The organism is Thiocapsa marina 5811 (genome assembly GCF_000223985.1).
Classification (GTDB): domain Bacteria; phylum Pseudomonadota; class Gammaproteobacteria; order Chromatiales; family Chromatiaceae; genus Thiocapsa; species Thiocapsa marina.
The window spans coordinates 281,862-307,854 of sequence record NZ_AFWV01000008.1 but is presented as its reverse complement, the minus strand read 5'-3'; the positions used below and the strand labels follow the sequence as shown (position 1 = coordinate 307,854).

Below are 25,993 nucleotides of genomic sequence, written 5' to 3'. Positions count from 1 at the left end.
TCAATTGCGGATCGATCACGTTGCGCATAGTGGCTCGAATCACGACGTTCATGAAGACTCATGGCATGCCCCGGCGAAAATCGGCCGAAATCGCCTTCGAGTCATCAGGAAATCAATAGGTTAGCGTTTTCTCTGCCCCTCTCGATCGAAAATCGGCATGATCTTCGATCATGGGGACATATTATAACCCACTGTTCGGAAATAGAAAACGTGGTTTCTGTTCAGGCACTATTTATTAATATGTTAGGCCGCGCCAGCTCCGACAGGTGTCGGAACTGGCGCGGCCAAGCCAATCCAACAAACAACGCAGACCGCGCCGGGCGCGGTTTAAGCCATATCGGCGTCACGAATCGTCGGAATGTGACCCGGTTAACAAAAATCCGCTCCCACGTCGCCAGGACCACATCCGCTCCGGATACCGGTTCGGTATTATGCTCGATCTTTTGTCGACTTCAGCGCGCTCACTCTTCTCAACTCAGTGCGTCAGTCAACCGGGGCTAAACCCGCGGAGTTTAAAGATGCAGATCCGAATCGGATACGAGATGATCTTCGAGTGTCCCCAGCCGACACCCATGATCCTGACGCTGAACGTCCACTTCAGCAGGGTCTCCGATATGCTCCGGGCCGATCCCGTCGTCACCCGCCCGTCGGTTCCCATGACCGCCTATCGCGACGGCTTCGGCAACTGGTGCACCCGCATCGTGGCACCCGCGGGCGAGATCCGCATCTCCGCCGATGCGCTCGTCATGGACAACGGCCTGCCGGACCCGATTCACGCGGATGCGATGCAGCACGCCGTCGAAGACCTGCCCGGCGAGACCCTGGTCTATCTGCTGGGAAGCCGCTATTGCGAGACCGATCGGCTTTCCGAGATCGCATGGAAGCACTTCTCTCAGACGCCCCCCGGGTGGGCGCGGGTCCAGGCGATCTGCGACTTTGTCCATGGCCATATCGAGTTCGGGTACCAGCATGCGCGCGCGACCAAGACCGCACTCGAGGCCTACAACGAGCGCAAAGGCGTCTGCCGCGACTACACCCATCTGGCGATCGCCTTCTGTCGCTGCATGAACATCCCCGCGCGTTACTGCACGGGCTATCTGGGCGACATCGGCGTGCCGGCCTCGCCCGATCCCATGGACTTCTCGGCCTGGATGGAGGTCTATCTCGGCGGGCACTGGCACACCTTCGATCCGCGCAACAAGATCCCGCGCATCGGGCGGATCCTGATCGCGCAGGGCAGAGACGCGGCCGATGTCGCCATCAGCAATGCCTTCGGGCCGAACGTGTTGAAGAGCTTCAAGGTCTGGACCGACGAGGTATGAGCGCCGCTCCCCGAGGCCACGCGGAATCGGGGTTGCTGGACCCGGACGAGCCACCGGCCTTCGCGATCGTCAATGCACGAGGCGCCGGCAGCGCCATCCTGGTCTGTGACCATGCCTCGAATCGGATTCCCCGTCGACTGAGCACGCTTGGTTTGGCGCCCGAGCAATTGGCCGATCACATCGGCTGGGATCCGGGTGCGGCCGAGGTCGCGCAGCGACTCTCCGCAGAACTGGACGCACCTTTGGTGCAGAGCGGCTATTCGCGGTTGGTGATCGATTGCAACCGACCACTCGACAACGCGGCATCGATCGCCGAGCAGAGTGCCGGCATACAGGTCCCGGGCAATCTCGGACTGAGCGCGCGAGCGCGAGCCGCCCGCGTCGAGGCGCTCTTCCGGCCGTACCACGAGGCCATCGATCGACTCCTCGACGCCCGCTCGGATCGCCCGAGCCTCTTGCTCAGCATCCACAGTTTTACCCCGGTCCTGCACGGCGAGCAACGACCCTGGCCCGTCGGTGTCTCGCACTGGCGCGACCGCCGGTTTGCGGCCCTCCTGTCGAAACCGCTCGCCCGTCGTGTCGACGGCATCGTCGGGGACAACCAGCCTTACCCGATCGAGGAGGCCGTTGACTACACGGTACCCGTCCACGGCGAAGGCCGCGGCCTGCACGCCGTCATGATCGAGATCCGCAACGACGGGCTTCGCGAGACGGCGCAGATCGGCGCTTGGGCAGAGCGCCTGGCGGCGGCCTACCGCGAGATCGAGGCCGAGGCGGTCAGCCTCGGCAGGTGGAGGGTAGATATCTAAAGGGCACACCGTCCGTATCGGGTGCGAAGCAGGTCCAGATCGCTTGCCCGTTCGACGTGAAATCCGCTCGCAACGCAACGAGCTTATCGTCGATGGGAGCGAATCCGTAGCGGACCCGAATCTCGCGGGCGGTGTTGTTCCACCAGATCCGCTTCACATAGATGCCTGATGCAGCGCCGGAAACGGTGTCGACGTTCAATCCGAGCTCGCGAAGCAAGGTCAGCCAGTTGGTCGCCGTCGGCAGACGGCCATGCGAGGCATAGTATTCGGACACCGCAAGCTTGACCGGACCGAGCAACACCAAACCCTCGCTGATCTTCGCCCGGGTGCTGAAGGTCCGATACTGGGGAACGGCCAGCGCCGCAAGGATACCCAGGATGGCGACGACGACCATGACCTCGATCAGCGTAAAACCGGGCTGCCTCCCGATGACGAACATGTCGGCTCCTCCTTGATGGGTCACGAATTCCGGCCGCACCCCGGCAGTCCATCTCGATGTCCAGGATGACGACGCGAGCACGTTTCGAGTATAGCGGCTTCGCAGTCCCGAGCCACAGCCGATTCAGCGGATTCCGGGTCAGCCAGCGAGCATCAAGGCGGAGTATCCCTTCTTTTGGAGGCGGGTGAGCTTACGAACACGAGCTTAACGATCATCGGAGAGTCGAGGATGATCGGGCTGTCGATGCCGGGCGCGATTCTCGGGTAGAGGTGCAGGAGGTTTGCTGACGATCGCAAGGCCAGGAAGAGCAGCGTCGAGGCGCGCAGCGCGCCTGTACAGCCCAGAGGCAGGCATCGGAAAGGGATAAAAGTCGCCGACACAAGCGTGGCGACGAGGGCGTCATCGGGCCGCAGAGCCGCGGCCCGGAAGGTTTTTGGGCGGCAGGATCCGTCTCCGGCACCCTGCACTCGTCGAGCGCCGGGTTACGCCGCCAGATGATCGAGCGGCGTGGCGCCGACATGGTTCGCGTAGCTGCTCAAGGTGACCAACGCGATCCCGGTGATCACCTCGAGCAGGTTCTCCCGCGTGAAGCCGGCCCGCAGGAAGGACTCGACGTCGGCTTCCGGAACCCAGCCACGATGCTCGGTCATCATGGCGGTGAAGCGGCGCAGCGATTGGAGACGTGCGTCGGAAAGCCGCTGACCGAGACGGATCGCCGAAGCGACTTCCTCGGCCTCGGCGTCGTCCCCGAGCATGGGATTCGGGGACGTGCAGTAATGACACTGATTGGTGTGGGCCGCAGTGACATAGACGACCTGTTGCTCGATGGACGTCAGGCTCGAGCGGCCCAGCAGGGTCGCAAGCTGCCGATACGCGTCGAGTGCAACGGGCGACTCCGCGAGGGTACGCAGGAGGTTGGGCAGCTCGCCGCCGTGGCGTTGCATATCCGCCATGATGGAGCGCGAGGAGCGCGGGGCGGTCTCGATGTCGTGCAGCTGGAATGGAATCATGTGCAGTGCCTATCCGGATGTGCGATTTAAGGCTGGACCATGAAACCAAGTATATTACTCAGGATTTCATGCGCAATCCTCGAATGCATCGAATAAGACCGCAGGATCCTTCGGTTATCGTCGCCACTCAGCGCGATGGGCTCGACGCACCTCGAGCGAATCCGGCGCCGTCGAACCGGGCCGACCCCATCAAGAGCGCCGCGGCTTGATCCATGCACGCGGCGGCCGTGTCCTTGTCGAGGACACCGAGCCATCGTCGCGGAATGGCGTCCGACCCGTACAGCGCCCCGGCGATCATGCCGAGGATCGCGCCCGTCGTGTCCGCGTCTCCGCCGCGGTTGACGACATCCAACAGCGCCGTTTCGAAGCTGTCGGTCGCGAACAGGGCCTGGAAGACGGCACGTAGCGTCTCGACGAGATAACCGCCGGGATTCTCCATGCGCCGACGATCGAAGCGATACTGCGGCTCGGCGGCGACCAAGTCGTCCGCGAGCAGGCGCAGATCGCTCTTGGGCCGACCGAGCAGCGCGAACTGAATCATGCGAATGACGGTCAAGGTGCCCGCATCCGCCAAGCGGCTGTGATGGGTGACGTGGGATTGGATTCGGTTGGCTTCTGCGACCGCCTCCTCCGCGGCGCCGAGCGTGAAGAGCGCGATCGGCAGGCAGCGCATGCAGGCTCCGTTGCCGGCATCGTGCTCGCTCTCGGGAACCTCCAGCGTGCCGTTGAGGCGATACTGACAGATCCCGCGCCGCACCGTGTGCCCGATGTCGACCGGCTTGGTGCGCATCCATTCGCTGAACGCCTCGGCGATTGCGCGAGCATCGACCGAGCCGGCCTCGAGGATGCTGCGTCCCAGGGCGAGGCTCATCTCGGTGTCGTCGGTCACCCGCCCCTTGCGCAGCCTCAGCCAGCCGCCGCCGATCAGATTGCGGTGCTCGCCGTGAACCTCGCGGATCTCGCGCGGGGTCATGAACTCGACGGTGGCGCCGAGCGCATCCCCGACAGCGAGCCCCAGGTAGGCTCCGGCCGCTCGGTCATAGACGTTGTCGATCTTGGAGGTGTTCCAAGCCAGCTCAGTGCTCAGGTCCGAAACAAGCATGATAGTCGGTGCATACCTCGCACGAGGGCGCTCGACAGGTGTAGATCCCTTCCGCCTCGCAGAGCTGTTTGTAAAGGAACCGTTTCCATTTCATGTCGTTGACGTTGCGCCCCGCCAAGGAGGGAAAATTGCGCCGCATCAAGGCCGTCAGATCGGCTCGGTTCCAGAGCCCGAGATCCTGCCACAGATGGTCACTCGCCAGACAGCCGGCGGCCACCACATGGGCCATCCAGACCTCGGAGGGAGAGTCGCCGGCCTTGTGCATGAGCATCAGCCGGACCAGCTCCTCGCGCTCGTCGCCGCGCACCTCGGACGAGGACGCGCTACCGCCGATGATGTCGAGCAAATCGCGCGAGACTGCTCCCGGAAAATGATGCCGCATCAAACAGTGAAACGCGGCCGGATCGAGCCCGAGCCAAGGCGGCATGGCTCCGCCGCCCGCGGCACGGGTCGCGATCATACTCGCAAAGGCTTGGTCGTTGCCGGCCCCGACCGCCCTGACCATGAGGCGGGCATAGATGCGGGCGGCATCCTGTTCCGAGTCCAGGGCAAGGGCCGACATGTCCTCAGTACTCCACGAGGATGTCTTCGTCGCGCACGATCATCTGGCAGGCCAGACGCCACTCGCTCGGCATGTCGTCGACGGCAATCCGATCGATGTCGTCCTTGGTGAGCTTGCCCAGCTCGACCAGCACGCCGCGCTCCTTGTCGGTCAGGAAGCCGCTCATGCGACCCTTGCGGTCGACGCTGGTGACGCGCACCAGACAGTTACCGCACTCGCCGTCCTGGCAGTCGTGGTGCAAAGGCACCTTGTACTCCTTGGCGAGCTTGAGGATGGTCTCGGTGTGGCTTCCCGCCACGGCATAAACCGTCTTGTCTTTGTAATCGGGGCTTGAAAAGGTCACGAGTGGCATTGCAACAAGTCTCTCTAGGTCGATGACCGGGCTTTGGATGCCGTGCGCGGCACAGCGAGCGCTCCGGTCGGTCAAGAACAGGGGCGACAGGTCGGTATCGAGCTGACCGTCGCGGTGAGTCAGGCCGGCTTCACCTTGCAGTCGCCGAGGATCTGAGCCTGGCAGGCGAGCCGGTCATGACGGCTGGCCATGTTCTCGCGCAGGACCTTTTCCTCCAGCACCGAGGGCTCGGTCAGATTGTTCCAACCCTCCTCCACATGCATCATGCAGGTGCCGCAGTCGCCTTCACGGCAGCCGTAGATGATGCCGGCGCCGATCCGCTCGGAGACCTCGATGACCCGCGTTCCGGCAGGGACGTTGACGGTCTGCTCGATGTCCGAAAATGTGATTTTGGCTTTCGCCATGGTGTCTGACTCCTGAATTGTCGATGGTTGTGGATGGTGAAGCGGTTTAAACCGCGCCCAGCGCGGTATGCGTCGTGTGTTGAATTGGCTTGGCCGCGCCGGCTCCGATCATTGTCGGAGCCGGCGCGGTTTAAAGTATTAAAAAATATAAACTTCTAAACCGCGTCTCAGCCAAGAGCCGTGGATGCACCCAACGTCGAACGCACGCGAAAGGGAGCATCTCGCTCTGGACGCGGTTTAGCCTAAATCGGCGAAGTCGATGACCCGGCCCTGCTCGCCGCGCACGAGTGCGCCGGCCAGCGCACGCCCGAACTCTCGACACTCCTCGAGCTCCTCGTCGGTCGGAATGAGCTTGATGCGCAGACCCGCGACCGGGACGCGGAGCTTCAGCCCGCGCAGGCGATCCTCGATCATCTTCACCGCCTCGCCGGTCCATCCGTAGGACCCGAAGGCGGCGCCGAGCTTGCCTTTCAGATCGATCACGGCGAGCGAGGAGAGCAGATCCCAGATCGGCTTGGCGGCGTCACCGTTGATCGTCGGCGAGCCGAGCGCCATCGCATCGGCGGACTCGATCAGATCCACGAAGGGCTGGACCTCGCCGCCTTCCAGGTCGTAGAGCGAGACGCGTATCCCCTCCGACTCCTCCACCCCGGCCCGGATTGCCTCGGCCATGCGCGCGGTGCTGCCGTAGGCGCTCATGTAGAAGATGATCAGCGAACGCTCGTCTTGGTCGATGCGCTCGGCCAAGCTGGGCGTGGACAGCTCGCGATAGCGCGTGACATAGCGACGCGGGCGATCGCGCAGGACGGGCCCGTGGGTCGGGGCGATGAGCTTGATCGGCAGGGGCTCGATCAGCTTGAGCGCGTCGACCACGTAGCTCTTGAAGGGCCGCATGATGTGGGCGTAGTAGTAGTCGAACGCAAAGCGGAAATCGCCGCAGAGGTCGTTGAAGAGCCGCGCATCGCAATGGTGACAACCGAAGACGTCGCCCGAGAAGAGCACCCCCTCTTCCGCCAGCCAGGTGCACTGGGTATCGGGCCAGTGCAGAAATGGCGTATGCAGAAAGCGCAGCGTCCGACCGCCGAGCGAGACCTCGTCGCCCGTGCCGACGGTCTTGTAGGTCAACGGCCGGTCGTCGCGGGGTTTGAGCAGCGCCTTGAGCATGGCCGTAGCGCGCTTGGAGATGTAGAGCTGCGCTTGGGGTGCACGACGCATCAGCTCGGGCAGCGCCCCGGTGTGATCCGGCTCCAGATGGTTGAGCACGATGACGCGGATCTCGTCATAGCGGGCGGCCGACTCCAGACGCGCGAAGAAGTCCTCGGCGAACTCGGCCTTGACGGTGTCGATGACCGCGACACCATCCTCGCCCCGCACCAGATAGCTGTTGTAGGTCGTACCGTTGGCCGTGCGCAGGATGATATCGAAGGTGCGCAAACCCGGATCGAGCGCGCCGATCCAGTGAACACCGGGCGCGACCTCGACGGCCGGAGCCTGATCGTCAAAGTCCCAGGCGGGGGCCGACGCGGCGGGCGACATCATGTTTTCGCTCCGTCGGTCGGAAGATCGCACCGCGGATCGGGACCGCTCCGCGAGCAGGACTGCAGATCCTGATCGGCCGCAAGCGTCACGCCGAGCGCCGTCAGCAATTGACCCGGCTCGAAGCCGCAACCGCAGCCGTACTCGGATTCGATCAAAGGTCGGCGGATCAGAAGCGGATCATTCAGCATCAAGGCCAAGGCCGTTTCGGCGTCAAGCATCCCGGGCCGAACCTCGCCCCGCTTGATCCGCGGTGCAGTCGGATTGAACCAGTCGACCATCGGCAGATCCCCGAAAAACGGCCGCAACCGCTCGTCGGTCCAACGCTCGGCGAGCAGATTCCGCACGGTCAGACGATGCCCGAGCGACGTCAGCAACGCCTTCTGCTTGGCGTTGGACATGCACCCCGGCTTCTCGTAGAACAGCACAGACGACATCAGCTCACCTTTCCCTTCCGTATCAACCGAATAAAAATTCTGAACCGCGCCTGCGCGGATCACAGGACGCGCGGTTCAGCGGGCCTGGATCTGGGTGCGGATCTCCGCCCACCGATCCGGCGGGATCCCGGTCAGCGACCCCGGCGGATTCACCGGAACGCCCAACCCATCGAGAATGACCCCCTCGATCGGGCAGATGCTCGCGCACTGCGGATCGGCAAAATCGCCCTCGCATTCGGTACAGGCGCGCGCATCGATCGTGAAATGCGGGAGCGCCTCGCGAATCGCCTCGCTCGGACACAGGGGCAGACACGCCCAGCAATTCACGCAACCTTCGATGATCTTGTAAGCCATTGGTGGACCTCCGCTGCCTTTGCGAGCTAAACCGCGTCCAGAGTGCAATGCGTCCTTTGCGTGGTGTGTCGGACTCGAGGATCTTTCCGACCTTTGCGGAGACGCGGTTTAGAATTTAAAAGTCAATCTTGTTTCATTCTTAAACCGCGCCGACTCCAACGGTCGTCAAGTCTGCCGGGGCCGATCCCGTCCAAAAACATCGCATCCCGCACCGGGCGCGGTTTAAGCACTCATTCGCTGCGCTGTACCGCCGGAGCGTTCGAGCAGTCCTGCCTCCCCCATCTCGCGATACACGGCGGCAATCGCGTCCTCGATCGGCTCCATCGCATGCTCCCCGTTGGGCGCAATACCGGCGGACTCCAACTGCCCCCAAGGCTCGTAGCCGATGCGCGAGCAGAGCACGACCTCGCAGCCGTCGAGCAGGCGGATGGTCTTGGCCAGGACGGACTCGCCGTCCCCGCAGGTGTCGTCGCCCGAACAATAAAGATCGACCTTGCGGTGACCGACGAAGCGCACGTCGTTCGCGCTGGCCTCGTAGACCAGGAACTCGCGGGCGTGGCCGAAATGCTGGTTGATCACCCCGCCGCCGGTGGTCGCCACCGCCATCAACACCGGACGGGGCTCGGGCCGTGCGGGGCGGCGCCGGGTCAGGGAGGCGATCGAGACGAAGGTCTCGCTGGATGCGTTGCGCTGCGCGGCCCGACTCGCCTCGATCGCGGCATGAACCTCGGCACGACGGGCCATTGCGGCGGCATAATCGACGTCTTGCTCGGCGATCTTGTCGAGCGTGAACTCTTCCCCGCGATCCTCGCCGAGCATGCCGACCGCATCCGCGCGACATTGGCGGCAGTGGCGCATCATGGCCATGTCACCGGCGCAGGCATCCTGCAATGCGGTCAGCTCGTCGTTGGTCGGTCCGCGCTGGCCCATCAACCCGTAGAAGGTGCCGTGCTCGGGTTCGGCGATGAGCGGCATGACGTTGTGCAGGAAGGCACCCTTGGCCTTGACGACCCGGCTGACCTCCTTCAAGTGCTCGGCGTTCACGCCCGGTATCAGGACCGAGTTGACCTTGACCAGGACACCGCGCGCGACCAGCATTTCGAGTCCCTTCTGCTGCTGCTCGATGAGGATCTCGGCGGCCTTGCGCCCGGTCACCCGGCGGTTGTTCCAGAAGATCCAGGGATAGATCTTCGCGCCCACGTCCGGATCGACGCAGTTGATGGTGATGGTGACGTGCTCGATGTTGTGCTTGCAGATCTCGTCGACCAGGCCGGGCAGGGCGAGCCCGTTGGTGGAGACGCAGAGCTTGATGTCGGGGGCCTTTTCCGAGAGCTGGCGGAAGGTCTCCAAGGTGCGCTGCGGATTGGCAAGCGGATCGCCCGGACCGGCGATGCCGAGCACCGTCATCTGGGGGATGGCCGCAGCGACGGCGATGACCTTCTTGACCGCCTGATCAGGGGTCAACACCTCCGAGACGACGCCGGGGCGTGACTCGTTTGAGCAGTCGTACTTGCGATTACAGTAGTGACACTGGATGTTGCAGGCGGGTGCGACGGCGACGTGCATCCGCGCGTAGTGATGATGCGCATCCTCCGAGAAGCAGGGATGGTTATTGATCTTGGCGCGGATCGCCTCGGGCAGATGGGCGAGCTTCTCGCCGCCGGCACCGCAGCCGCTCGACGCACAGCCGCCGCCGGGCGTACCCGCGGCATCGGAAATGACCTTCAACTCCATCACGCTGCCTCCGGAGACGGGGCATCGGGCCCCGCTGAAAAATATCTCTGGAAGGCATATCAGCAAAGACCGTGCCCGGTCTTTACGATGACTTAACCGACTGAAAAATTTGTAGACGACAGCACCCGAGCCAAGCGCATGTCGGGATCACGACAGCACCGACACAATCGCCGTGTGGGATTCGATCCAATGCCCGATGCGGCTAAGGTGCCTGTCGAGCCTCACAGGTCACGGCAGTGCGTCGCGCCAAAGGGTCTTGCCGGTAGAACAGCCGCAGCTGCTCGTAGACCGCCGGGTATTCAGAGTGGACAAGATCGGGCAGCTCGAAAAACCCCTCGCTGAGCACGGCGAAGAACTCGGCGGGCGACTCGGTCGCGTAGGGGTCGATCGGCGTGTCCTCATCGGCGTCGACCCGTCGGCAGAGGTCCTCGTAGGCGGCGGAGAAGGCCTCGGCCCAAGCCTTCGGAGACATGCCGGCGTGCAGCGGCGGGCAGCCGTTGGCGGCCCCGTCGCGCATGTCGAGCTTGTGCGCCATCTCGTGGATCACGACGTTGTAGCCGTCGCGCTCCATCCCGGCCTCGACATCCGCCCACGAGAGGATGATCGGCCCTTGCTCCCAGGCCTCCCCGCTCTTCGCCTCCTGCTCGGTCCAGACCACACCGTCGTCGCCCATGACCTCGCGCTCGGGGACGAACTCCTCGGGATAGACGATCACGGCGTACCAGCCGCGATACCAATCCAGCCCGAGGCCCAAGACGGGGAGACTGGCTTGCAGGGCAATCGCCAGACGCATCCTGTCGGTCAGCGCGAGTCCTTGCGCGGGATCCAGACGCTTGTCCCGCAGAAAGAGCAGCGCCAGATCGGCAAGACGCCCGCTTTCCTCTTCGGTCAGGTCATCGAGCAGGGGGAGGGCATCCCGGACGTGTTCCCAGTCACGAGGATCCACACGCGCACGCTCGCGCTCGAGCACGCGAGACTGCCACCAACCGGTCAGAGCGCGCACGTCTGCACCGCCTCTCGGCGAGACCGAGTGCAACGGGAACCGGACAATCGGGCCGAATGGCGCATGGCACGGGTCCTATGGCGCAAAAGCCCGCACCCATCCGGGTGTTCGCCGTATGATTGATGTGCGTCAAGGCGAAACCCACGCCGCTGCCCAAGATGCAGGGATCGACTTTTCCCCGCGAGGCTCCCGATCATGACGCGAAAGCTGTTGATCATCGCTATCCTGGTCCTCGTCGGACTCTTGATCTGGTTGTGGTCTTGGACGCCGACCCGGGTCGTGACCGACCCGGAAGGGTCGCAACACACTGCGCTGGAGCTGGCCTCCCCGCCACAAGGCGGAGACTTCGTGCTCGATTCGATGAAGGGCCCGGTCGCCCTCGCCGATCTGCGCGGCAAGGTCGTCCTGATCTACTTCGGCTACACCTGGTGCCCGGATATCTGTCCGACCAATCTGGTCCTGATCGCGGGCGCGCTCAAGGCGCTGACGCCCGAGGAGCGCGAGCGGGTCCGGGTCCTCTTCGTGAGCGTCGATCCCGAGCGTGATTCAGTCGAGCGGCTCGCCGAGTATAGTGGCTATTTCCACCCCGAGATCCTCGGCCTGACCGGGACGCCGGAGCAGATCGCCGAGGTCGCCAAGCTTTACGGCGCAGCCTACCGGCGGACCGAGCTGGCCGATTCGGCGATGGGCTACGTCGTCGACCACTCCGCCTACAGCCATGTTGTCGACACGCAGGGCAAGCTCGTGCGGAACCTCGACCACGCCACACCCTCCGCGGAAATCGTCGCGGCGATCCGAGCACTGCTGGGAACGAACCCGTCGACCGAGAATCAGTCCGAACCTTAAACCGCGCCCGGCGCGGTATGCGATGTTTTTGCACGAGATCGGCCTCGGCAGACGTGACGACCGTTGGAGTCGGCGCGGTTTAAGATTTTAAAAAAATATTCATTTTTAAACCGCGTCTCACCGAGATCTAAGATATCTCTAAAGCCAAGTGCAAAAAGTGAGAATGACGCCTGTCGCTTTGGACGCGGTTTAAGCAAGCCCAACCCCGAGAACCACACCGCCTGTTGGAGACCACAGCATGACCGGATATGCATCGCCACTGCTCGCCGCCACACTCTTCGGCGTCCTTTCCTTTTCCGCTCTCGCAGCGGAGGTCTCGATCGGCGACCCTTACGCTCGGGCGGTCCCGCCAGGCCAGCCGAACAGCGCCGTCTTCATGTCGCTGGAAAACCAAACCGAGGCGCCTCAGGCCCTGATCGGTGCCGAAAGCGCTGTCTCGGAGATCGTCGAGCTCCACACGCATGTCGAAGAGGACGGGATGATGCGCATGCGCCGGATCGAGAAGATCGAGGTCCCCGCCGGGGAGACGGTTACCCTGAAACCCGGCGGCCTGCACGTCATGCTCATCGGCCTCAAACAGACACTCGAGCCAAGTGACACTGTCGATCTGACCCTGATCTTCGAAGACGGATCGCGTATTCCCGTTCAGGCCCCGGTGCGCCGCATCGATATGCAGATGCAGCACATGAACCATTGAGCCCGAACCGGCGCCGGAGAACCTGAGCGCCTCGGGGGCGGCGAGGACCGGCCCGCCATCGACGCCCATGCCTCGAAATCGCGGATACGTCCATGTTCAGACGCTCCGGACGACGGCACCGGAGGGCGGAATTATTTGCCTCCCCGCCTGTCTTCGAGCAGGTGAGACGGCGTCATCTCGGCGGACACAGGACTCCGCTGGTTTGACCCATATGCGGATGTTCTGATATACATCCGTGGATTTTTTCGCCCCGACCAGGCCGACGATCCGCGCAAGGCGTCGCGGCCATGAATCACGACCCGATTAGGCATCCTCCATGGTAAAGAATTGGCTGATAACAGTTACGGTGGCAACGGCATTGGTGAGCGGCGCGGTGCAAGCGTCCGAAGGGCATCAAGCTGCCGCCCCTCAGGTCGGAGACCCGCAAGCCGGCGAGGCGAAGGCCAACGGCGTGTGCATCGCCTGTCACGGCCCGCAGGGCAACAGTATCGTGCCGCTCTGGCCTAAGCTGGCCGGTCAACACCCGGAATACATCGTGAAGCAGTTGATGGACTTCAAGGCCGGTCGCCGCGCCAACGAGCAAATGACTCCGATGGCCATGCCGCTGACCGATCAAGAGGTTCTGGATCTTGCCGCTTACTATGCGACTCAGCCCAAGGCCCCGGGCGCAGCGGATCCCGAGCTGGCGAGCAAAGGTGAATCCATCTATCGCTGGGGCAATCCGGAGACCGGCGTCCCGGCGTGCAGCGGATGCCACGGTCCGGCGGGACAAGGCCAATCGCTGGCCAAGTTTCCGCGAATCTCGGCACAGCATGCGGACTACACCAAGCAAACGCTCGAGCATTTCCGCGGCGCGTTGCGTGCCAACGATCCGAACGGGATGATGCGCGGTGCCGCGGCTCGATTGAGCGATCAAGAGATCGCAGCCGTGTCTCAGTACATTCAGGGCTTAAGCCAGTAAGGCGAGTCCGACAATCGGGGCGGCTCCTCGGGGAGCCGCACCCGAGACCTCCTCCTCGCGCGTCCCTGCGCGAGATCTCTTCGATTTCGGAGATTCGTCATCGGAGCACTGGAATCAGGATCACCCGATCCGGGCGTCAACGACGCCGCCGAGGAGGCGAGCGCTTCAGGGCGAACGCATCGGGCCGCACCGCCAGGCAATGTCGATCCGGTCGAGGTCGTCCCCGGGCATGCGCACCACCAAACCGTTTCCCGGGCTTCCTCCCTCTCGCCCGACACGCGGCGACTCAAGCTCCTGAGCTTCAATGTTCAGGCCGGGATCTACTCGCGCCGCTACAGCGACTACTTCACCAATAGTTGGAAGCACATCCTTCCGCACCCCGAGCGTCTGGCCAATCTCACCCGCATCGCACAGCTGTTGCATCAATTCGACCTGGTGGGCCTGCAAGAGGTCGACGCCGGCTCGCTACGCAGCGCCTATATCGACCAGATCCAGTATCTGGCTCGCCACGGCGCCTTCCCGCACTGGTACAGGCAGATCAACCGCAACCTCGGACCTTTCGCACAGCACAGCAACGGCCTGCTCAGCCGCCTGCGTCCGCAGAGAATCACCGAGCACAAACTCCCCGGCCTGCCGGGACGAGGCGCCGTCGTCGCGGAGCTCGGGCTTTCCGACCGCGAGACCCTCGCCGTGGCGATCGTGCACCTGGCCCTCGGATGGCGCGCACGGCGGCGTCAACTCGATTATCTGATCGCCCTGTCCGAGCAGCACCCCTATCTCGTCATCATGGGAGACTTCAACTGCGGGTGTGATTCGAAAGGGCTTCGAGCCATGGTCCAGAAGGCGGAGATGCGCGGTCTGGATTGCGAGCTCAAAACATTCCCCAGCTGGAGCCCGACGCACAATCTGGATCACATCCTTGTTTCTCGACCGCTCCGCGTGATCAGCGCCCGCGTGGTTGATTACGCCTTGTCTGATCACCTTCCGATCAGCATGACGATCGAATTGCCCGAAGGCGTTTCCTTCTCGGCAGGCACGGACGGACCCGGTCCGGAATCGGAATCGGCCCGCTAACCCCGACGAACCAGACTTCCCGGCGTTGCCGATCACTTCACAACTTCACTTCTCCGATCACTTCACAACTTCACTTCTCCGATCACTGGCCCGCTCACTTAAACCGCGTCCAGGGCGAGATGCTCATTTTCGAGTGAGCTCGACGTTCGGTGAATCCACGGCCCTTAGCGGGACCGCGGTTTAAATCATTTATTTTTTAATCTCTTAAACAGCGCCCACTCCAGGGCTCGTCAAGCCTGCCGGCGCCGATCCCATCCAAAAACACCGCAGACTGCACCGAGCGCAGTTTAATCCTGCACGTAAAAATAGCGCCACGCACAGCCGCTGTAGCGCTCGAGCTGTTCGAGAAACGCATCTGTGGGCACCGCCTCGCCCGGAAAGATCTCCTCGACCTGGATGAGCAGCCGCGCAAACCCGCCCTGCTGCTTCCAGTCCCAAGACCAAATCGGACGAGACTCGCCGCAAACGGGGCAGATTACGGCTGAATCCTGCCGATCCAATCCGTGCGTTCTCGCCGATTGCTCGAATTGCTCGACGCGCAGCGGCCAATCGCTCAAGCGCGCACGGCAACCCGGGCAGCGCGGTGCACGCGTGTTGCGGCCCTGAAACCAGCGCGGATATGCCGACACCGACGGGACCACGACGTGACAAAAGGGGCTACCGGTCCGGGGCTCGCTCGCGATCGCGACCGCGCACCCGACGAAGGCAATCAGCGCGGAGAACTCGGGGCCGATGCGATACGCGCACTCTCGACCCGGGATGCGATCCGCGATGAACCCCGCATCGGACAGGATGCCGAGGAGCCGCTCCCGATCCGGAGTCACCTCGGCATCGCGAGGCGCAAGAATCAACCGACCCACGTGATTGGCCGGCGGCGCAACATCCGCGGCAGACATCGGATTGTTCGGCGTCATTGCATGATATCCCCGATCCGCACCGGCCACCGCTCCCCCGACCAGGGCATCCCTGCGCCGCCCCCGGCAACCGCGCTTCGCGCGAGAGAGACGATTCAGATCTCGTCGGTGGAGTGATGGAAGTCGTAGCTCAGCTCGCTGCTCGGCATCTGGACCGAGTTGCCTTGAATGTAGTCGGGCCGACAATTCCAGACCCGCGCGATCGTGGCAGGGTCTTCGATTCCGGCCGCAATGACCGATGCGCCATGGGTTCTGATCTGCTGCACGACTTGGAGCAGCTCGGCCGGATCCGCGTTGATGAGGGTCGCGAAAGAGAGCTTGGCAAGAGCGACCGGCAGGTCCGCGAGCAGCTCCAGATCCGCGGCATTACCCGTCACGTTGGCGACGCAGACCTGAATCCCGTACTTGCGCAAGACATCGACAAGCGGCTTGGCCGTGTCCAAATGGTCTCGAATATCGCTCAACTGGAACTGAAGCAAGGGGCGGCGGCGGATCAGATTGCGCCGGACCATCTGCTCGCGAAACCAGGGGAGCCATTCCGCCGCCGCGACCGACGCGACGGTCTGGTGGATCAAGAGCCGCAGCTTCGGATGCGACTTGCGCTGCGCGTCCATGACATCGAGCGCATGCTCGAGCACCCAACGATCGATCCTGGGCATCAATCCGCCGCGCTCGGCCACCGGCAAAAAATCGGCTGCAGGAACATGCTCCCCGTCAAGCGTACGCAACCGCAGCTGCACCTCGTAGAGCTCCCCGACGCTCGCCCCGAGCGAGACGATCGGCTGAAACATCAACAACAACCCGTCCTGATTGACAGCGGTGTCGACCAGCTGCTTGAGCAATCGCTCGTAGTCCGAGCCGCGATCGGGGGCAACGACCGGAGTCCAGACCCGCACCCGATTGCCGCCCGCATGCCGTGCCCGCGCCACGGTGGTACGGCTGCGCGAGACCATCGTGATGGCGTCGTCCGCGGGGGGCGTAAAGAGCCCGATACCGATCGTCACAGTGAGCGAGAGCCGTTTGTCTCCGGCCCGAAGCTTGGTGGCGCCGAAGGTCCGCAGAAGCTGCTCTCCGAGCCCCTCCAAGGCCTCGCGGCTCGCCCGCCGAGCTAACACGGCAAAGGTAAAGTCATCCAGACGGGCAGCGCACTCCTGCGCGGCGAGTTGGGCGAGGAACTTCTCCTCGAGCTGGCGCAACAACCGCTCCATGCCCTCGACACCCAACGCCGTGGAGATATCCTGAAATCGATCCAGCTCGATCAGGAGAAGGCCGGCGCCGGGCGAGTGCGCCTCCGGGTCGTGAACCACACGATCGAGACCGCGCAGAAACTCATCCTTCGAGAGCCCGCCTGCGGGGACATCGCCGCGCTCTTCGCTGACCCTGCGCCCCTTGAGCAAGCGCGACATGCGAATGCGATGCTCGATTGCACCGATCAGCTGCTCGCGCTGAATGGGTTTGGCGATGAAGCTGTCGCCGCCGACCCGCAACGCCTCGAGTTGCTTGTCCGGGTCGGTCTCGGCGGAAAGAAAGATGATGGGCGTATCGAAGTAGTCGCCGTGATCGCGGATGATCGCCGTCAATTCCGTGCCGCTCGCATCCGGCATATAGAGGTCCATCAGGACCAAATCCGGCTGAACCTCGTGCATCTTGCGGAGGATCTCGAGAGGTCGATCGACGATGTGCGGCTCCATCCCCGCCTTGCTCAGAAGCAACGCGATGTATTTGGCCTGCAGCGGGTCGTCTTCGACCACCAGGATTCGGGGTTGGCTACCCTTGACCGGGCCGACCAACTCGACGAGACGCTTCGCAAGGTCGGGTAGCGCGATCGGGGTCGGAAAATAACCCCGGGCTCCCGCGCGCATGACCTCGAGCCGCGTCTCGATATTCTCCGCGTCGGCGACACAGACCACCTCCGGTCTCGCGGTTGCGGTGCCGGTCGCGGGCTGCGCCGCAGCCCGCGTGAAGCGCGCGATCAAACCGGACGGGCTGGTGCCGGACGCGACGTCGCGCAGATCGAGGATCAGGACCCCGCACGGCGTCCGCCCGAACGCAGCTTCGAGCGCGTCGAGATCCTTGAAGGCATCGAGCTGCAATCCGGCCTGCCCGATCAAGCTCGCGAGCCCGGCCTGCAACGTCGAGTCGTTGCCGAGGTAGAAAATCCTCTTTTCGGGAGTCGCAATATCGGATTCGGTCATGAGCGAAAGCGCCTCGGTTGGGCGTCGAGAGATCCTGTCTGCCGTCGCGTGGTCCGAAAACGGTCATCGCGGGCAGACTCCCTTGAGACCAGCATCAGGTGAGACCCGCATCAGGATCGACAGCCCGGGCCGAAAGGTCAAGCGAAAGCCTGCGCTCGGCGTACCTTCCGTTCGATCGGGTTGAAATCCCGGCGGCCTTTCGTTAGTTTCAATCGACATGCTGCTGGGGGTGTCCGGCACGCGTGACCGCATCCGAACGGGCTACCTGTCGATCGACCGGTACCGATCGCCTACTGGATGCCGCCACGCCACGGGCTGAGAGAAACCCTTCGAACCTGATCCGGATCATGCCGGCGCAGGAAAGCAGGCGACGAGGACGGATCATAAGGTGCCGGTCCCCAATGATGGCCCAGCCCGCCGGGCAACGCCATCGCTCGACCGGCACGACGCTCCGGACAGTGTATCGCATGGGCCTCGCAGGCTCTCGGTTCCTGCCGCCTCGACTCGGGAACCGCATCGGTCCCGATGACCCCGCCTCTCCTCCTGCCGGACGGCGCCGATTGCAGTCCGCCATGGTCGATATCGACCCGCAGCCTATACGGCCGATCCGGCCCCATAATCATCGGCGCAACCATACGCCACGCGTCCGTCGAGAGGAGATGTCATGAGCGCTATCCCCAAGGCCTTCGTCCAGAAGACCGCCAAGCTGTCCGAGGAGGTCACGCGACCCTTTCCGAGCTCGCGCAGGGTCTATGTGACGGGATCGCGTCCCGACCTGCGTGTCCCGATGCGCGAGGTCACCTTAACCCCGACGCAGACCAACACCGGGATCGAAGAGAATCCGCCGATCATGGTCTACGACACCTCGGGCCCCTACACGGACCCCTCCGCGCGGATCGATCTGCTGGCCGGTCTCCCCGATCTGCGCAGCGCCTGGATCGAAGAGCGCGACGACACCGCACTGCTCGGCGGACCCACCTCGGCCTTCGGGCGTGAGCGTCAATCGGACCCCCGGCTCGCGCATCTGCGTTTCGAGCATATCCGCACCCCCCGTCGCGCCAAGCCGGGCCGCAATGTCACTCAGATGCACTATGCGCGAGCGGGCATCGTCACTCCCGAAATGGAATTCGTCGCCATCCGCGAGAACATGCGCCTGGATGAGCTGCGCGCCGATCCGCGTTACGCAAGGCTCCTGCGACAGCATCGCGGCCATTCCTTCGGCGCCAGCCTCCCCGAGACCATCACCCCCGAATTCGTCCGCGACGAGATCGCCCGCGGGCGCGCCATCATCCCGGCCAACATCAACCACCCCGAGCTCGAGCCCATGATCATCGGGCGCAACTTCCGGGTGAAGATCAACACCAACATCGGCAACTCGGCCGTCACCTCCAGCATCGAGGACGAGGTCGAGAAGATGGTCTGGTCGGCGCGCTGGGGCGGCGACACCCTGATGGATCTCTCCACCGGCAAGAACATCCACGAGACGCGCGAGTGGATCCTGCGCAACGCGCCGGTACCCATCGGCACCGTACCCATCTACCAGGCACTCGAGAAGGTCGACGGCAAACCCGAGGAGCTGACCTGGGAGATGTTCCGCGACACCCTGATCGAGCAGGCCGAGCAGGGCGTGGACTACTTCACCATTCACGCCGGCGTGCTGCTGCGGTACGTGCCCCTGACCGCGGAGCGGCTCACCGGCATCGTCTCGCGCGGCGGCTCCATCCTGGCCAAATGGTGTCTGGCGCACCACAAGGAGAATTTCCTCTACACGCACTTCGGCGAGATCTGCGAGATCATGAAGGCGTACGACGTCTCCTTCAGCCTGGGCGACGGACTGCGCCCGGGCTCGATCGCCGATGCCAACGACGCCGCGCAGTTCGCGGAGTTGGAGACCTTGGGCGAGCTGACCAAGTTCGCCTGGGAGCAGGATGTCCAGGTCATGATCGAAGGCCCCGGCCATGTCCCGCTGCAGATGATCGAGGAGAACGTCACCAAGGAATTGAGAGACTGTTTCGAGGCGCCCTTCTACACCTTGGGCCCATTGATCACCGACATCGCACCCGCCTACGACCACATCACCTCAGGCATCGGCGCCGCCAACATCGGCTGGTACGGCACCGCCATGCTCTGCTACGTCACGCCCAAGGAGCATCTGGGCCTGCCCGACAAGCAGGACGTGCGCGACGGCATCGTCACCTACAAGATCGCCGCACACGGCGCGGATCTCGCCAAGGGCCTGCCCGGCGCGCAGATCCGCGACAATGCGCTGTCCAAGGCCCGCTTCGAGTTCCGTTGGGAGGACCAGTTCAACCTCTCGCTGGATCCCGAGCGCGCCCGCGAATTCCACGACCAGACCATGCCGCACGAGTCGCACAAGGTGGCCCATTTCTGCTCCATGTGCGGACCGCATTTCTGCTCGATGAAGATCACGCAGGACGTGCGCGACTATGCGATGGCGCATCGGCTGGACGACGTGGAGATCGCCCTCGAAGAGGGCATGAAGGAGAAGGCCGAGGAGTTCCGCAAGGAAGGAGCGCGCATCTACAAGGCCGTCTAACGCGCGTCTCTCGGCATCCGCGCCCGACGTCTCCCGAACCGGGGACGCCGGTGCGCGGACCGACAAGTCCAACAAAGCTGCCGGGGCAGGGGAAAGCTCGTTCGCTGCCCGTCACGCAGCTCCCCGCGGCAGGCTCGTCGCAAATAACGATGCCCGAAGCCCTTATCGGAGGTCAGACCTCGCCGCGGTTGTAGTCGGGCTCGGCCGTAATCCTGTGGATACTGAGATCGGCCCCCAGATACTCTTCCTCCTCGGTCAAGCGCAAACCGAGGAAGGTCTTGATCAGGCCGTAGACGACGAATCCACCCAACAAGGCGACACCCACCCCGAGCAGGCTCCCGACCAGCTGCGCCAGGAAGCTGACGCCGCCGATGCCGCCGAACATCTCCAGCCCGAAGATCCCGGCCGCGATCCCGCCCCATAGACCGCACAACCCGTGCAGCGGCCAGACACCGAGCACGTCGTCGATCTTCCATTTGTTCTGCGTCAAGGTGAAGGTCACTACAAACAATGATCCGGCCACGGCACCGACGACCAACGCACCGAGCGGGTGCATCAGGTCCGAGCCGGCGCAGACCGCAACCAGGCCGGCCAAGGGACCGTTATGCAGGAAACCCGGGTCGTTCTTGCCGACGAAGAGCGCGGCCAGCACGCCGCCGACCATCGCCATCAATGAGTTCACCGCTACCAATCCGCTCACGGCTTCAACGGTCTGTGCCGACATGACGTTGAACCCGAACCAGCCGACGGTCAGGGTCCAGGCACCCAAAGACAGAAAGGGGATCGACGACGGCGGATGAGCCGTCACCCCGCCGTCCTTGCGATAGCGCCCGGTGCGCGGCCCGAGCAGCAACACCGCCGCCAACGCGATCCATCCGCCCATGGCGTGCACCACGATGGAGCCTGCGAAATCGTGGAACCCCGCGCCCAGCCAAGATTCAAGTGCGGCCTGTATGCCGAAGTTGCCGTTCCAGACGATCCCCTCGAAGAAGGGATAGACCAAGCCGACCAACAACAGCGAGGCCAACAGTTGCGGGTAAAACTTGGCCCGTTCGGCGATGCCGCCCGAGATGATCGCGGGAATCGCTGCCGCGAAGGTGAGCAGGAAGAAGAACTTGACCAGCTCGTAGCCGTTTTTTTCCGAAAGCGTGTCGGCGCCGGAGAAGAAATCCACGCCGTATGCAATCGAGAAACCGATAAAAAAATACGCAATCGTGGACACCGCAAAGTCGCTCATGATCTTCGCTAAGGCGTTGACCTGATTCTTGGCCCGAACCGTACCGACCTCCAGGAATGCAAATCCGGCATGCATCGCCAGCACCATGACGGCGCCGATCAGGATGAACAGCACATCCGTCCCGGCCCGCAGTTGATCGATCTGCTCCATTTCTTATCACCTCATGCTCAGTGGTTGGCCAAAATCGTGCGGACGCAAGCAAAAAGAGCGCCAACCGAGCGGGCGGGATGGCTCGGGCCGGCTCTTGCCGCCGGCGGCCTTCCTGCGTCGATGCCCGCGCCATCAGGGTTCGGAGCACGCGAGAGCCGGCCGAGCGCCGGAGCCGCACCGTCTTGCGGCACGCCTGCACTAATGCGCACCAATCAAGAGCGGCAGGGCCCGGGCAAGCCTTCTGCGGGGCCGCGGCGGGGGTCGTCCTTGTTCGGGCGAGACTCCGGCACCCGATCGCAAGGCACCGGTCACACAGCCCCGCCACCGGGCAGAGGGAAGCTTGAGCCGAGTCGGGTGGCTTGACGAGTGCACACGCAGGAGCCGGACGACGCGATCACAGAACATTCACGAGCAGAGGGTATATACTGTCGCGCTAGCTCGGAACTTCGTATCCGCCGCTCGAACCGAACCCACCGCAAGACCTCAAATCCGATTTCCTCTTCTCCGGAGCCTCCCTCGTGATCGAGACGTTACGCAATATCGCCATCATCGCCCATGTCGATCATGGCAAGACCACGCTGGTGGATAAGCTGCTGCAGCAATCCGGCACGCTCGGGGATCGCTTCGGGCCGGTCGAGCGTGTGATGGACTCCAACGCATTGGAGAAGGAGCGCGGCATCACCATCACATCGAAAAACACCGCCCTGCGCTGGCGTGACTACCGGATCAACATCGTCGACACGCCCGGCCATGCCGACTTCGGCGGCGAGGTCGAGCGCGTGCTGTCGATGGTGGACTCGGTGCTGCTGCTGGTCGATGCCCAGGAGGGGCCGATGCCGCAGACCCGCTTCGTCACCAGCAAGGCCTTCCAGCATGGCTTGCGCCCGATCGTCGTCATCAACAAGATCGACCGCCCCGGCGCCCGCCCCGACTGGGTCATCGACCAGGTCTTCGATCTCTTCGACCGGCTCGGCGCGAGCGACGAGCAGCTCGATTTCCCGATCATCTACGCCTCGGCGCTGAACGGCTACGCAGGTCTGGACAGCGAGGTGCGCGAGGGCGACATGACTCCGCTCTTCGAGGCCATCGTCGAGCATTGCCCGGCGCCCGAGGTGGATCCGGATTCACCCTTCCAGATGCAGATCTCCACGCTCGACTACAGCTCCTTCGTCGGGGCAATCGCGCTCGGGCGCATCCGTCACGGCAGCGTGCGGCCCAATCAGCAGATCGTCGTCGTCAAGCCCGACGGCGGGCGTTACAAGGCCAAGGTCGGCATCGTCTACGGTTATCTCGGGCTGGAGCGACACGAGGTTCCGCTCGCCACCGCCGGGGACATCGTCGCCCTGACCGGCATCGAGGCGCCGAACGTCTCCGATACACTCTGTCACCCGGATCACGCCGAGGCCCTGCCCCCGCTGACCGTCGACGAGCCGACCGTGACCATGACCTTCCAGGTCAACACCTCGCCCTTCGCAGGGCGCGACGGCAAGTATCTGACCTCGCGTCAGCTCAAGGACCGCCTCGAGCGTGAGCTCATCCACAACGTCGCGCTGCGTGTCGAGGAAGGCAACGACCCGGAGAAGTTCCGCGTCTCCGGACGTGGGGAGCTGCATCTGTCGATCCTGCTAGAGACCATGCGCCGCGAGGGCTACGAGCTGGCCGTCTCGCGCCCCGAGGTCATCTTCCGCGAGATCGACGGACAGATCTGCGAGCCTTACGAGCAGCTTACGGTCGACGTGGAGGAGACCTCCCAAGGCGCGATCATGCAGGCGCTCGGCGAGCGTCGCGGCGAGCTCAAGGACATGGTTCCGGACGGCAAGGGCCGGGTGCGCCTGGACTACGAGGTCCCGTCGCGCGGCCTGATCGGCTTTCAGACCGATTTCATGTCCATGACCTCGGGCACCGGGCTGAAGTATCACATCTTCGATCGCTATCGTCCCGCCAATCCGGGCGGCATCGCCCCGCGGCGCAACGGTGCACTCATCTCCAACGGCACCGGCAAGGCGCTCGGCTACGCGCTCTTCAGCCTACAGGAGCGCGGACGCATGATGGTCTCCCCGGGCGACGAGGTCTACGAAGGCCAGGTGGTCGGGATCCACTCGCGCGACAACGACCTCACCGTCAACCCGCTCAAGGCCAAGCAGCTGACCAACATCCGCGCGGCCGGCTCCGACGAGAATATCCTGCTGACCCCGCCGGTGAAGTTCACGCTCGAGCAGGCGTTGGAGTTCATCGAAGACGACGAGCTGGTGGAGATCACGCCCACGGCGATCCGTGTGCGCAAGCGGCATCTCACCGAGAACGACCGCAAGCGGGCCAGTCGCGGCTAAACCCCGGCTAAACCGCGTCCGGAGCAATCGGCATGGATTGCGTGCGAGTTCAGCCTCGACGCAACAACCGGCGACGGCGGGACGCGGTTTAGGTTAATGAAAACGGAGTATCCAAGGACCGGCTATCCTGGTGCCGAGAGCTGACGGCACCTTGCTAGGCCCAAGTAGGACCGCTGGCGGCTGGCGGCTGGCGGCTGGCGGCTGAACAGTAACGAACACACCATCGAACAAGGCCCATGCCCGATCTCTATCGCCCCGTCGAACCCTTTGCGATCCATCGGCTTGACGTCGACCACGATCATCGCCTCTATGTCGAGGAATGCGGTCGGCCGGACGGCATCCCCGCGATCTTTCTGCACGGCGGGCCTGGTGCGGGGTGCGAGCCGGCCCATCGCGCCTTCTTCGACCCGGCACGTTATCATGCGGTCCTGTTCGATCAGCGCGGTTGCGGACGCTCGACACCCCACGCGTCCCTGACGGCCAACACGACTTGGGATCTGGTCGCCGACATCGAGCGGATCCGCGAGCGACTCGGGATCGAGCACTGGCTGGTCTTCGGTGGCTCTTGGGGCTCGACCCTGGCCCTCGCCTATGCCCAAACCCATCCGGATCGTGTCACGGCACTTGTGGTACGCGGAATCTTTCTCTGCCGCGACGAGGAGATTCGTTGGTTCTATCAAGAGGGTGCGAGCTGGATCTATCCGGACTATTGGGAGCAGTTTCTCGCCCCGATCCCGGTCGAGGAGCGCGACGATCTGCTCATCGCCTATCACAAACGCCTGACCGGCGAGGACGAGGCGACCCGTCTCACCGCGGCGCGAGCCTGGTCGGTCTGGGAGGGGCGCACGGCAACATTGCGGACGAATCCGGACATCGAGGCGCATTTCGCCCATCCGCACGTCGCGCTTAGCCTCGCGCGGATCGAGTGCCACTATTTCATGAACCGATCCTTCTTCCGCCCGAATCAGCTGCTCGAAGATGCACATCGTCTCCAAGACATCCCGGGCATCATCATCCAGGGTCGCTACGACACCATCTGCCCGATGCACTCGGCCTGGGATCTCCATCAGGCCTGGCCGACGGCCGAGCTGCAGGTGATTGCAGATGCCGGTCACTCGGCGTTCGAGCCCGGCATCCGAACGGCCTTGGTGGCGGCGACCGAGCGCTTTGCCGATGAGCTTGGTTAAACCGCGTCGAGAGCGACATGCGTTATTTTCATGTTGTGTCTGGCTCAAGGATTTTTCCGACCTTTTTGGAGACGCGGTTTAAAATTTAATATTTTTGAATACTTTAAACCGCGCCAGCCTCGACAGCCGTCGGAGCTGGCGCGGCCGATCCACTCCAACAAATGACGCAGACCGCACCGGGCGCGGTTTAATTCCGGAAATCGCCTTCAATCTCCTGAATCGCGTCTCACCGATGTCGCGGATCAAGACAAGTGCGACCCAAACCTCTGAAGTGGCCTGCCGCTCCGGACGCGATTCAGCATGATCGGTTTACTGCAACGTGTCTCCCGCGCCCATGTCGAGGTCTCGGGCGAGACGATCGGCGCCATCGAGCGCGGCCTCCTGGTCTTGGTCGGCGTGCAGCGGGGCGATACGACCGCCCGCGGAGAACGTTTGCTGGAGCGTCTGCTCGGCTATCGGGTCTTCCCGGATGCCGATGACCGCATGAATCTCAGCCTGCGCGACATCAACGGCGGGCTTCTCCTGGTGCCCCAATTCACACTCGCTGCCGACACCCGCAAAGGGACCCGCGCGAGCTTCACCTCCGCCGCCCCGCCGGAGGAAGGCAAGCGCCTGTTCGACCACCTCGTCGCTCGGGCACGGGCCGCTCACGCCCGGGTCGCGACCGGGCGCTTCGGTGCCGACATGCAGGTCAGTCTGGTCAACGACGGGCCCGTGACCTTTTGGTTGGAGACCTAAACCGCGTCCAGAGCGAGATGCTCACTTTCGCGTGAGTTCGACG

At 63.6% G+C, this 25,993-nt stretch carries 24 protein-coding genes and 1 riboswitch; of the genes, 10 read left to right on the top strand and 14 right to left on the bottom strand.

Annotation, left to right across the window (positions count from 1 at the left end; translation table 11 throughout):
• Positions 1 to 518: 518 nt before the first annotated feature.
• Both THIMADRAFT_RS13640 and THIMADRAFT_RS13635 read left to right on the top strand, forming a co-directional pair.
• Positions 519 to 1,322, top strand: coding sequence for a transglutaminase-like domain-containing protein (locus THIMADRAFT_RS13640; protein WP_007193638.1), 804 nt, complete (start codon positions 519 to 521; stop codon positions 1,320 to 1,322).
• On the top strand, positions 1,319 to 2,131 hold the full coding sequence (locus tag THIMADRAFT_RS13635) for an N-formylglutamate amidohydrolase (protein WP_007193637.1): 813 nt from the start codon (positions 1,319 to 1,321) through the stop codon (positions 2,129 to 2,131). Before THIMADRAFT_RS13640 ends, THIMADRAFT_RS13635 begins: the two co-directional genes overlap by 4 nt.
• Here THIMADRAFT_RS13635 and THIMADRAFT_RS28395 read toward each other — a convergent pair.
• The 11 genes from THIMADRAFT_RS28395 to THIMADRAFT_RS13580 form a co-directional block, all read right to left on the bottom strand.
• Positions 2,100 to 2,570 carry a pilin gene (locus THIMADRAFT_RS28395; RefSeq protein ID WP_007193636.1) on the bottom strand — a complete coding sequence of 157 codons (471 nt, stop codon included), beginning with the start codon at positions 2,568 to 2,570 and terminating at the stop codon, positions 2,100 to 2,102. The two genes, THIMADRAFT_RS13635 and THIMADRAFT_RS28395, sit on opposite strands and share 32 nt — an antisense overlap.
• A 482-nt stretch (positions 2,571 to 3,052) precedes the next feature.
• The gene (locus tag THIMADRAFT_RS13625; RefSeq protein WP_007193635.1) at positions 3,053 to 3,580 is read right to left on the bottom strand and encodes a carboxymuconolactone decarboxylase family protein; all 528 of its coding nucleotides are present in this window, start codon (positions 3,578 to 3,580) and stop codon (positions 3,053 to 3,055) included.
• A gap of 127 nt (positions 3,581 to 3,707) precedes the next feature.
• Complete coding sequence (draG, locus tag THIMADRAFT_RS13620) at positions 3,708 to 4,682, bottom strand: ADP-ribosyl-[dinitrogen reductase] hydrolase (protein ID WP_007193634.1); 975 nt, start codon at positions 4,680 to 4,682, stop codon at positions 3,708 to 3,710.
• Positions 4,657 to 5,244, bottom strand: coding sequence for a nitrogen fixation protein NifQ (locus THIMADRAFT_RS13615; protein WP_007193633.1), 588 nt, complete (start codon positions 5,242 to 5,244; stop codon positions 4,657 to 4,659). The genes draG and THIMADRAFT_RS13615 overlap by 26 nt, the downstream gene beginning before the upstream one ends.
• A gap of 4 nt (positions 5,245 to 5,248) precedes the next feature.
• Entirely contained in the window at positions 5,249 to 5,596 is a 348-nt protein-coding gene (locus THIMADRAFT_RS13610) for a 2Fe-2S iron-sulfur cluster-binding protein (RefSeq protein ID WP_007193632.1), read from the bottom strand.
• A 119-nt stretch (positions 5,597 to 5,715) separates the two neighbouring features.
• Positions 5,716 to 6,000, bottom strand: a complete 285-nt coding sequence (locus THIMADRAFT_RS13605; RefSeq protein WP_007193631.1) for a 2Fe-2S iron-sulfur cluster-binding protein — start codon at positions 5,998 to 6,000, stop codon at positions 5,716 to 5,718.
• A gap of 237 nt (positions 6,001 to 6,237) precedes the next feature.
• The gene (locus THIMADRAFT_RS13600; protein WP_007193630.1) at positions 6,238 to 7,539 is read right to left on the bottom strand and encodes an FprA family A-type flavoprotein; all 1,302 of its coding nucleotides are present in this window, start codon (positions 7,537 to 7,539) and stop codon (positions 6,238 to 6,240) included.
• Entirely contained in the window at positions 7,536 to 7,973 is a 438-nt protein-coding gene (locus tag THIMADRAFT_RS13595; protein ID WP_007193629.1) for an ArsC/Spx/MgsR family protein, read from the bottom strand. The genes THIMADRAFT_RS13600 and THIMADRAFT_RS13595 overlap by 4 nt, the downstream gene beginning before the upstream one ends.
• 75 nt (positions 7,974 to 8,048) lie before the next feature.
• Positions 8,049 to 8,327, bottom strand: a complete 279-nt coding sequence (locus THIMADRAFT_RS13590) for a 4Fe-4S dicluster domain-containing protein (RefSeq protein WP_007193628.1) — start codon at positions 8,325 to 8,327, stop codon at positions 8,049 to 8,051.
• 222 nt (positions 8,328 to 8,549) lie between these two features.
• Positions 8,550 to 10,061 (bottom strand): nitrogenase cofactor biosynthesis protein NifB, encoded by a 1,512-nt coding sequence (gene nifB, locus THIMADRAFT_RS13585; RefSeq protein ID WP_007193627.1) that lies wholly within the window; start codon positions 10,059 to 10,061, stop codon positions 8,550 to 8,552.
• Positions 10,062 to 10,263: 202 nt separating this feature from the next.
• On the bottom strand, positions 10,264 to 11,064 hold the full coding sequence (locus THIMADRAFT_RS13580; RefSeq protein WP_007193626.1) for a M90 family metallopeptidase: 801 nt from the start codon (positions 11,062 to 11,064) through the stop codon (positions 10,264 to 10,266).
• Positions 11,065 to 11,259: 195 nt separating this feature from the next.
• Between THIMADRAFT_RS13580 and THIMADRAFT_RS13575 the strand changes: the two genes are divergently transcribed.
• The 4 genes from THIMADRAFT_RS13575 (at position 11,260) to THIMADRAFT_RS13555 (ending at position 14,642) form a co-directional block, all read left to right on the top strand.
• Positions 11,260 to 11,910, top strand: a complete 651-nt coding sequence (locus tag THIMADRAFT_RS13575) for an SCO family protein (protein WP_007193625.1) — start codon at positions 11,260 to 11,262, stop codon at positions 11,908 to 11,910.
• Between the two features lie 238 nt (positions 11,911 to 12,148).
• Positions 12,149 to 12,607, top strand: coding sequence for a copper chaperone PCu(A)C (locus THIMADRAFT_RS13570; RefSeq protein WP_007193624.1), 459 nt, complete (start codon positions 12,149 to 12,151; stop codon positions 12,605 to 12,607).
• Between the two features lie 316 nt (positions 12,608 to 12,923).
• The gene (locus tag THIMADRAFT_RS13565) at positions 12,924 to 13,568 is read left to right on the top strand and encodes a c-type cytochrome (RefSeq protein WP_007193623.1); all 645 of its coding nucleotides are present in this window, start codon (positions 12,924 to 12,926) and stop codon (positions 13,566 to 13,568) included.
• Between the two features lie 294 nt (positions 13,569 to 13,862).
• Positions 13,863 to 14,642, top strand: coding sequence for an endonuclease/exonuclease/phosphatase family protein (locus THIMADRAFT_RS13555; RefSeq protein WP_050799571.1), 780 nt, complete (start codon positions 13,863 to 13,865; stop codon positions 14,640 to 14,642).
• Positions 14,643 to 14,929: 287 nt separating this feature from the next.
• Here the strand turns inward: THIMADRAFT_RS13555 and THIMADRAFT_RS13550 are convergent, their stop codons facing one another.
• Together THIMADRAFT_RS13550 and THIMADRAFT_RS13545 are read right to left on the bottom strand one after the other, a co-directional pair.
• Entirely contained in the window at positions 14,930 to 15,556 is a 627-nt protein-coding gene (locus THIMADRAFT_RS13550) for a hypothetical protein (protein ID WP_007193621.1), read from the bottom strand.
• 95 nt (positions 15,557 to 15,651) lie between these two features.
• Positions 15,652 to 17,751: an EAL domain-containing response regulator gene (locus THIMADRAFT_RS13545; RefSeq protein ID WP_007193620.1), complete on the bottom strand. Its 2,100-nt coding sequence runs from the start codon at positions 17,749 to 17,751 to the stop codon at positions 15,652 to 15,654.
• A 215-nt stretch (positions 17,752 to 17,966) separates the two neighbouring features.
• Positions 17,967 to 18,130, top strand: a riboswitch (TPP riboswitch).
• 285 nt (positions 18,131 to 18,415) lie between these two features.
• Between THIMADRAFT_RS13545 and thiC the strand changes: the two genes are divergently transcribed.
• Positions 18,416 to 20,308 (top strand): phosphomethylpyrimidine synthase ThiC, encoded by a 1,893-nt coding sequence (gene thiC / locus THIMADRAFT_RS13540; protein ID WP_007193619.1) that lies wholly within the window; start codon positions 18,416 to 18,418, stop codon positions 20,306 to 20,308.
• A 172-nt stretch (positions 20,309 to 20,480) separates the two neighbouring features.
• Here the strand turns inward: thiC and THIMADRAFT_RS13535 are convergent, their stop codons facing one another.
• Positions 20,481 to 21,686, bottom strand: a complete 1,206-nt coding sequence (locus THIMADRAFT_RS13535) for an ammonium transporter (protein ID WP_040731495.1) — start codon at positions 21,684 to 21,686, stop codon at positions 20,481 to 20,483.
• Between the two features lie 527 nt (positions 21,687 to 22,213).
• Here THIMADRAFT_RS13535 and typA point away from each other — a divergent pair.
• The 3 genes from typA (at position 22,214) to dtd (ending at position 25,950) form a co-directional block, all read left to right on the top strand.
• Positions 22,214 to 24,025: a translational GTPase TypA gene (gene typA, locus THIMADRAFT_RS13530; RefSeq protein ID WP_007193617.1), complete on the top strand. Its 1,812-nt coding sequence runs from the start codon at positions 22,214 to 22,216 to the stop codon at positions 24,023 to 24,025.
• Positions 24,026 to 24,261: 236 nt separating this feature from the next.
• Entirely contained in the window at positions 24,262 to 25,212 is a 951-nt protein-coding gene (gene pip / locus THIMADRAFT_RS13525) for a prolyl aminopeptidase (protein WP_007193616.1), read from the top strand.
• Positions 25,213 to 25,512: 300 nt separating this feature from the next.
• The gene (gene dtd / locus THIMADRAFT_RS13520; RefSeq protein ID WP_007193615.1) at positions 25,513 to 25,950 is read left to right on the top strand and encodes a D-aminoacyl-tRNA deacylase; all 438 of its coding nucleotides are present in this window, start codon (positions 25,513 to 25,515) and stop codon (positions 25,948 to 25,950) included.
• Positions 25,951 to 25,993: the final 43 nt, after the last annotated feature.

Coding starts and splice junctions, on each gene's coding strand:
- THIMADRAFT_RS13640 (WP_007193638.1), top strand. CDS start 519: ATGCAGATCCGAATCGGATACGAGATGATCTTCGAGTGTCCCCAGCCG.
- THIMADRAFT_RS13635 (WP_007193637.1), top strand. CDS start 1,319: ATGAGCGCCGCTCCCCGAGGCCACGCGGAATCGGGGTTGCTGGACCCG.
- THIMADRAFT_RS28395 (WP_007193636.1), bottom strand. CDS start 2,570: ATGTTCGTCATCGGGAGGCAGCCCGGTTTTACGCTGATCGAGGTCATG.
- THIMADRAFT_RS13625 (WP_007193635.1), bottom strand. CDS start 3,580: ATGATTCCATTCCAGCTGCACGACATCGAGACCGCCCCGCGCTCCTCG.
- draG (WP_007193634.1), bottom strand. CDS start 4,682: ATGCTTGTTTCGGACCTGAGCACTGAGCTGGCTTGGAACACCTCCAAG.
- THIMADRAFT_RS13615 (WP_007193633.1), bottom strand. CDS start 5,244: ATGTCGGCCCTTGCCCTGGACTCGGAACAGGATGCCGCCCGCATCTAT.
- THIMADRAFT_RS13610 (WP_007193632.1), bottom strand. CDS start 5,596: ATGCCACTCGTGACCTTTTCAAGCCCCGATTACAAAGACAAGACGGTT.
- THIMADRAFT_RS13605 (WP_007193631.1), bottom strand. CDS start 6,000: ATGGCGAAAGCCAAAATCACATTTTCGGACATCGAGCAGACCGTCAAC.
- THIMADRAFT_RS13600 (WP_007193630.1), bottom strand. CDS start 7,539: ATGATGTCGCCCGCCGCGTCGGCCCCCGCCTGGGACTTTGACGATCAG.
- THIMADRAFT_RS13595 (WP_007193629.1), bottom strand. CDS start 7,973: ATGTCGTCTGTGCTGTTCTACGAGAAGCCGGGGTGCATGTCCAACGCC.
- THIMADRAFT_RS13590 (WP_007193628.1), bottom strand. CDS start 8,327: ATGGCTTACAAGATCATCGAAGGTTGCGTGAATTGCTGGGCGTGTCTG.
- nifB (WP_007193627.1), bottom strand. CDS start 10,061: ATGGAGTTGAAGGTCATTTCCGATGCCGCGGGTACGCCCGGCGGCGGC.
- THIMADRAFT_RS13575 (WP_007193625.1), top strand. CDS start 11,260: ATGACGCGAAAGCTGTTGATCATCGCTATCCTGGTCCTCGTCGGACTC.
- THIMADRAFT_RS13570 (WP_007193624.1), top strand. CDS start 12,149: ATGACCGGATATGCATCGCCACTGCTCGCCGCCACACTCTTCGGCGTC.
- THIMADRAFT_RS13565 (WP_007193623.1), top strand. CDS start 12,924: ATGGTAAAGAATTGGCTGATAACAGTTACGGTGGCAACGGCATTGGTG.
- THIMADRAFT_RS13550 (WP_007193621.1), bottom strand. CDS start 15,556: ATGACGCCGAACAATCCGATGTCTGCCGCGGATGTTGCGCCGCCGGCC.
- THIMADRAFT_RS13545 (WP_007193620.1), bottom strand. CDS start 17,751: ATGACCGAATCCGATATTGCGACTCCCGAAAAGAGGATTTTCTACCTC.
- thiC (WP_007193619.1), top strand. CDS start 18,416: ATGAGCGCTATCCCCAAGGCCTTCGTCCAGAAGACCGCCAAGCTGTCC.
- pip (WP_007193616.1), top strand. CDS start 24,262: ATGCCCGATCTCTATCGCCCCGTCGAACCCTTTGCGATCCATCGGCTT.
- dtd (WP_007193615.1), top strand. CDS start 25,513: ATGATCGGTTTACTGCAACGTGTCTCCCGCGCCCATGTCGAGGTCTCG.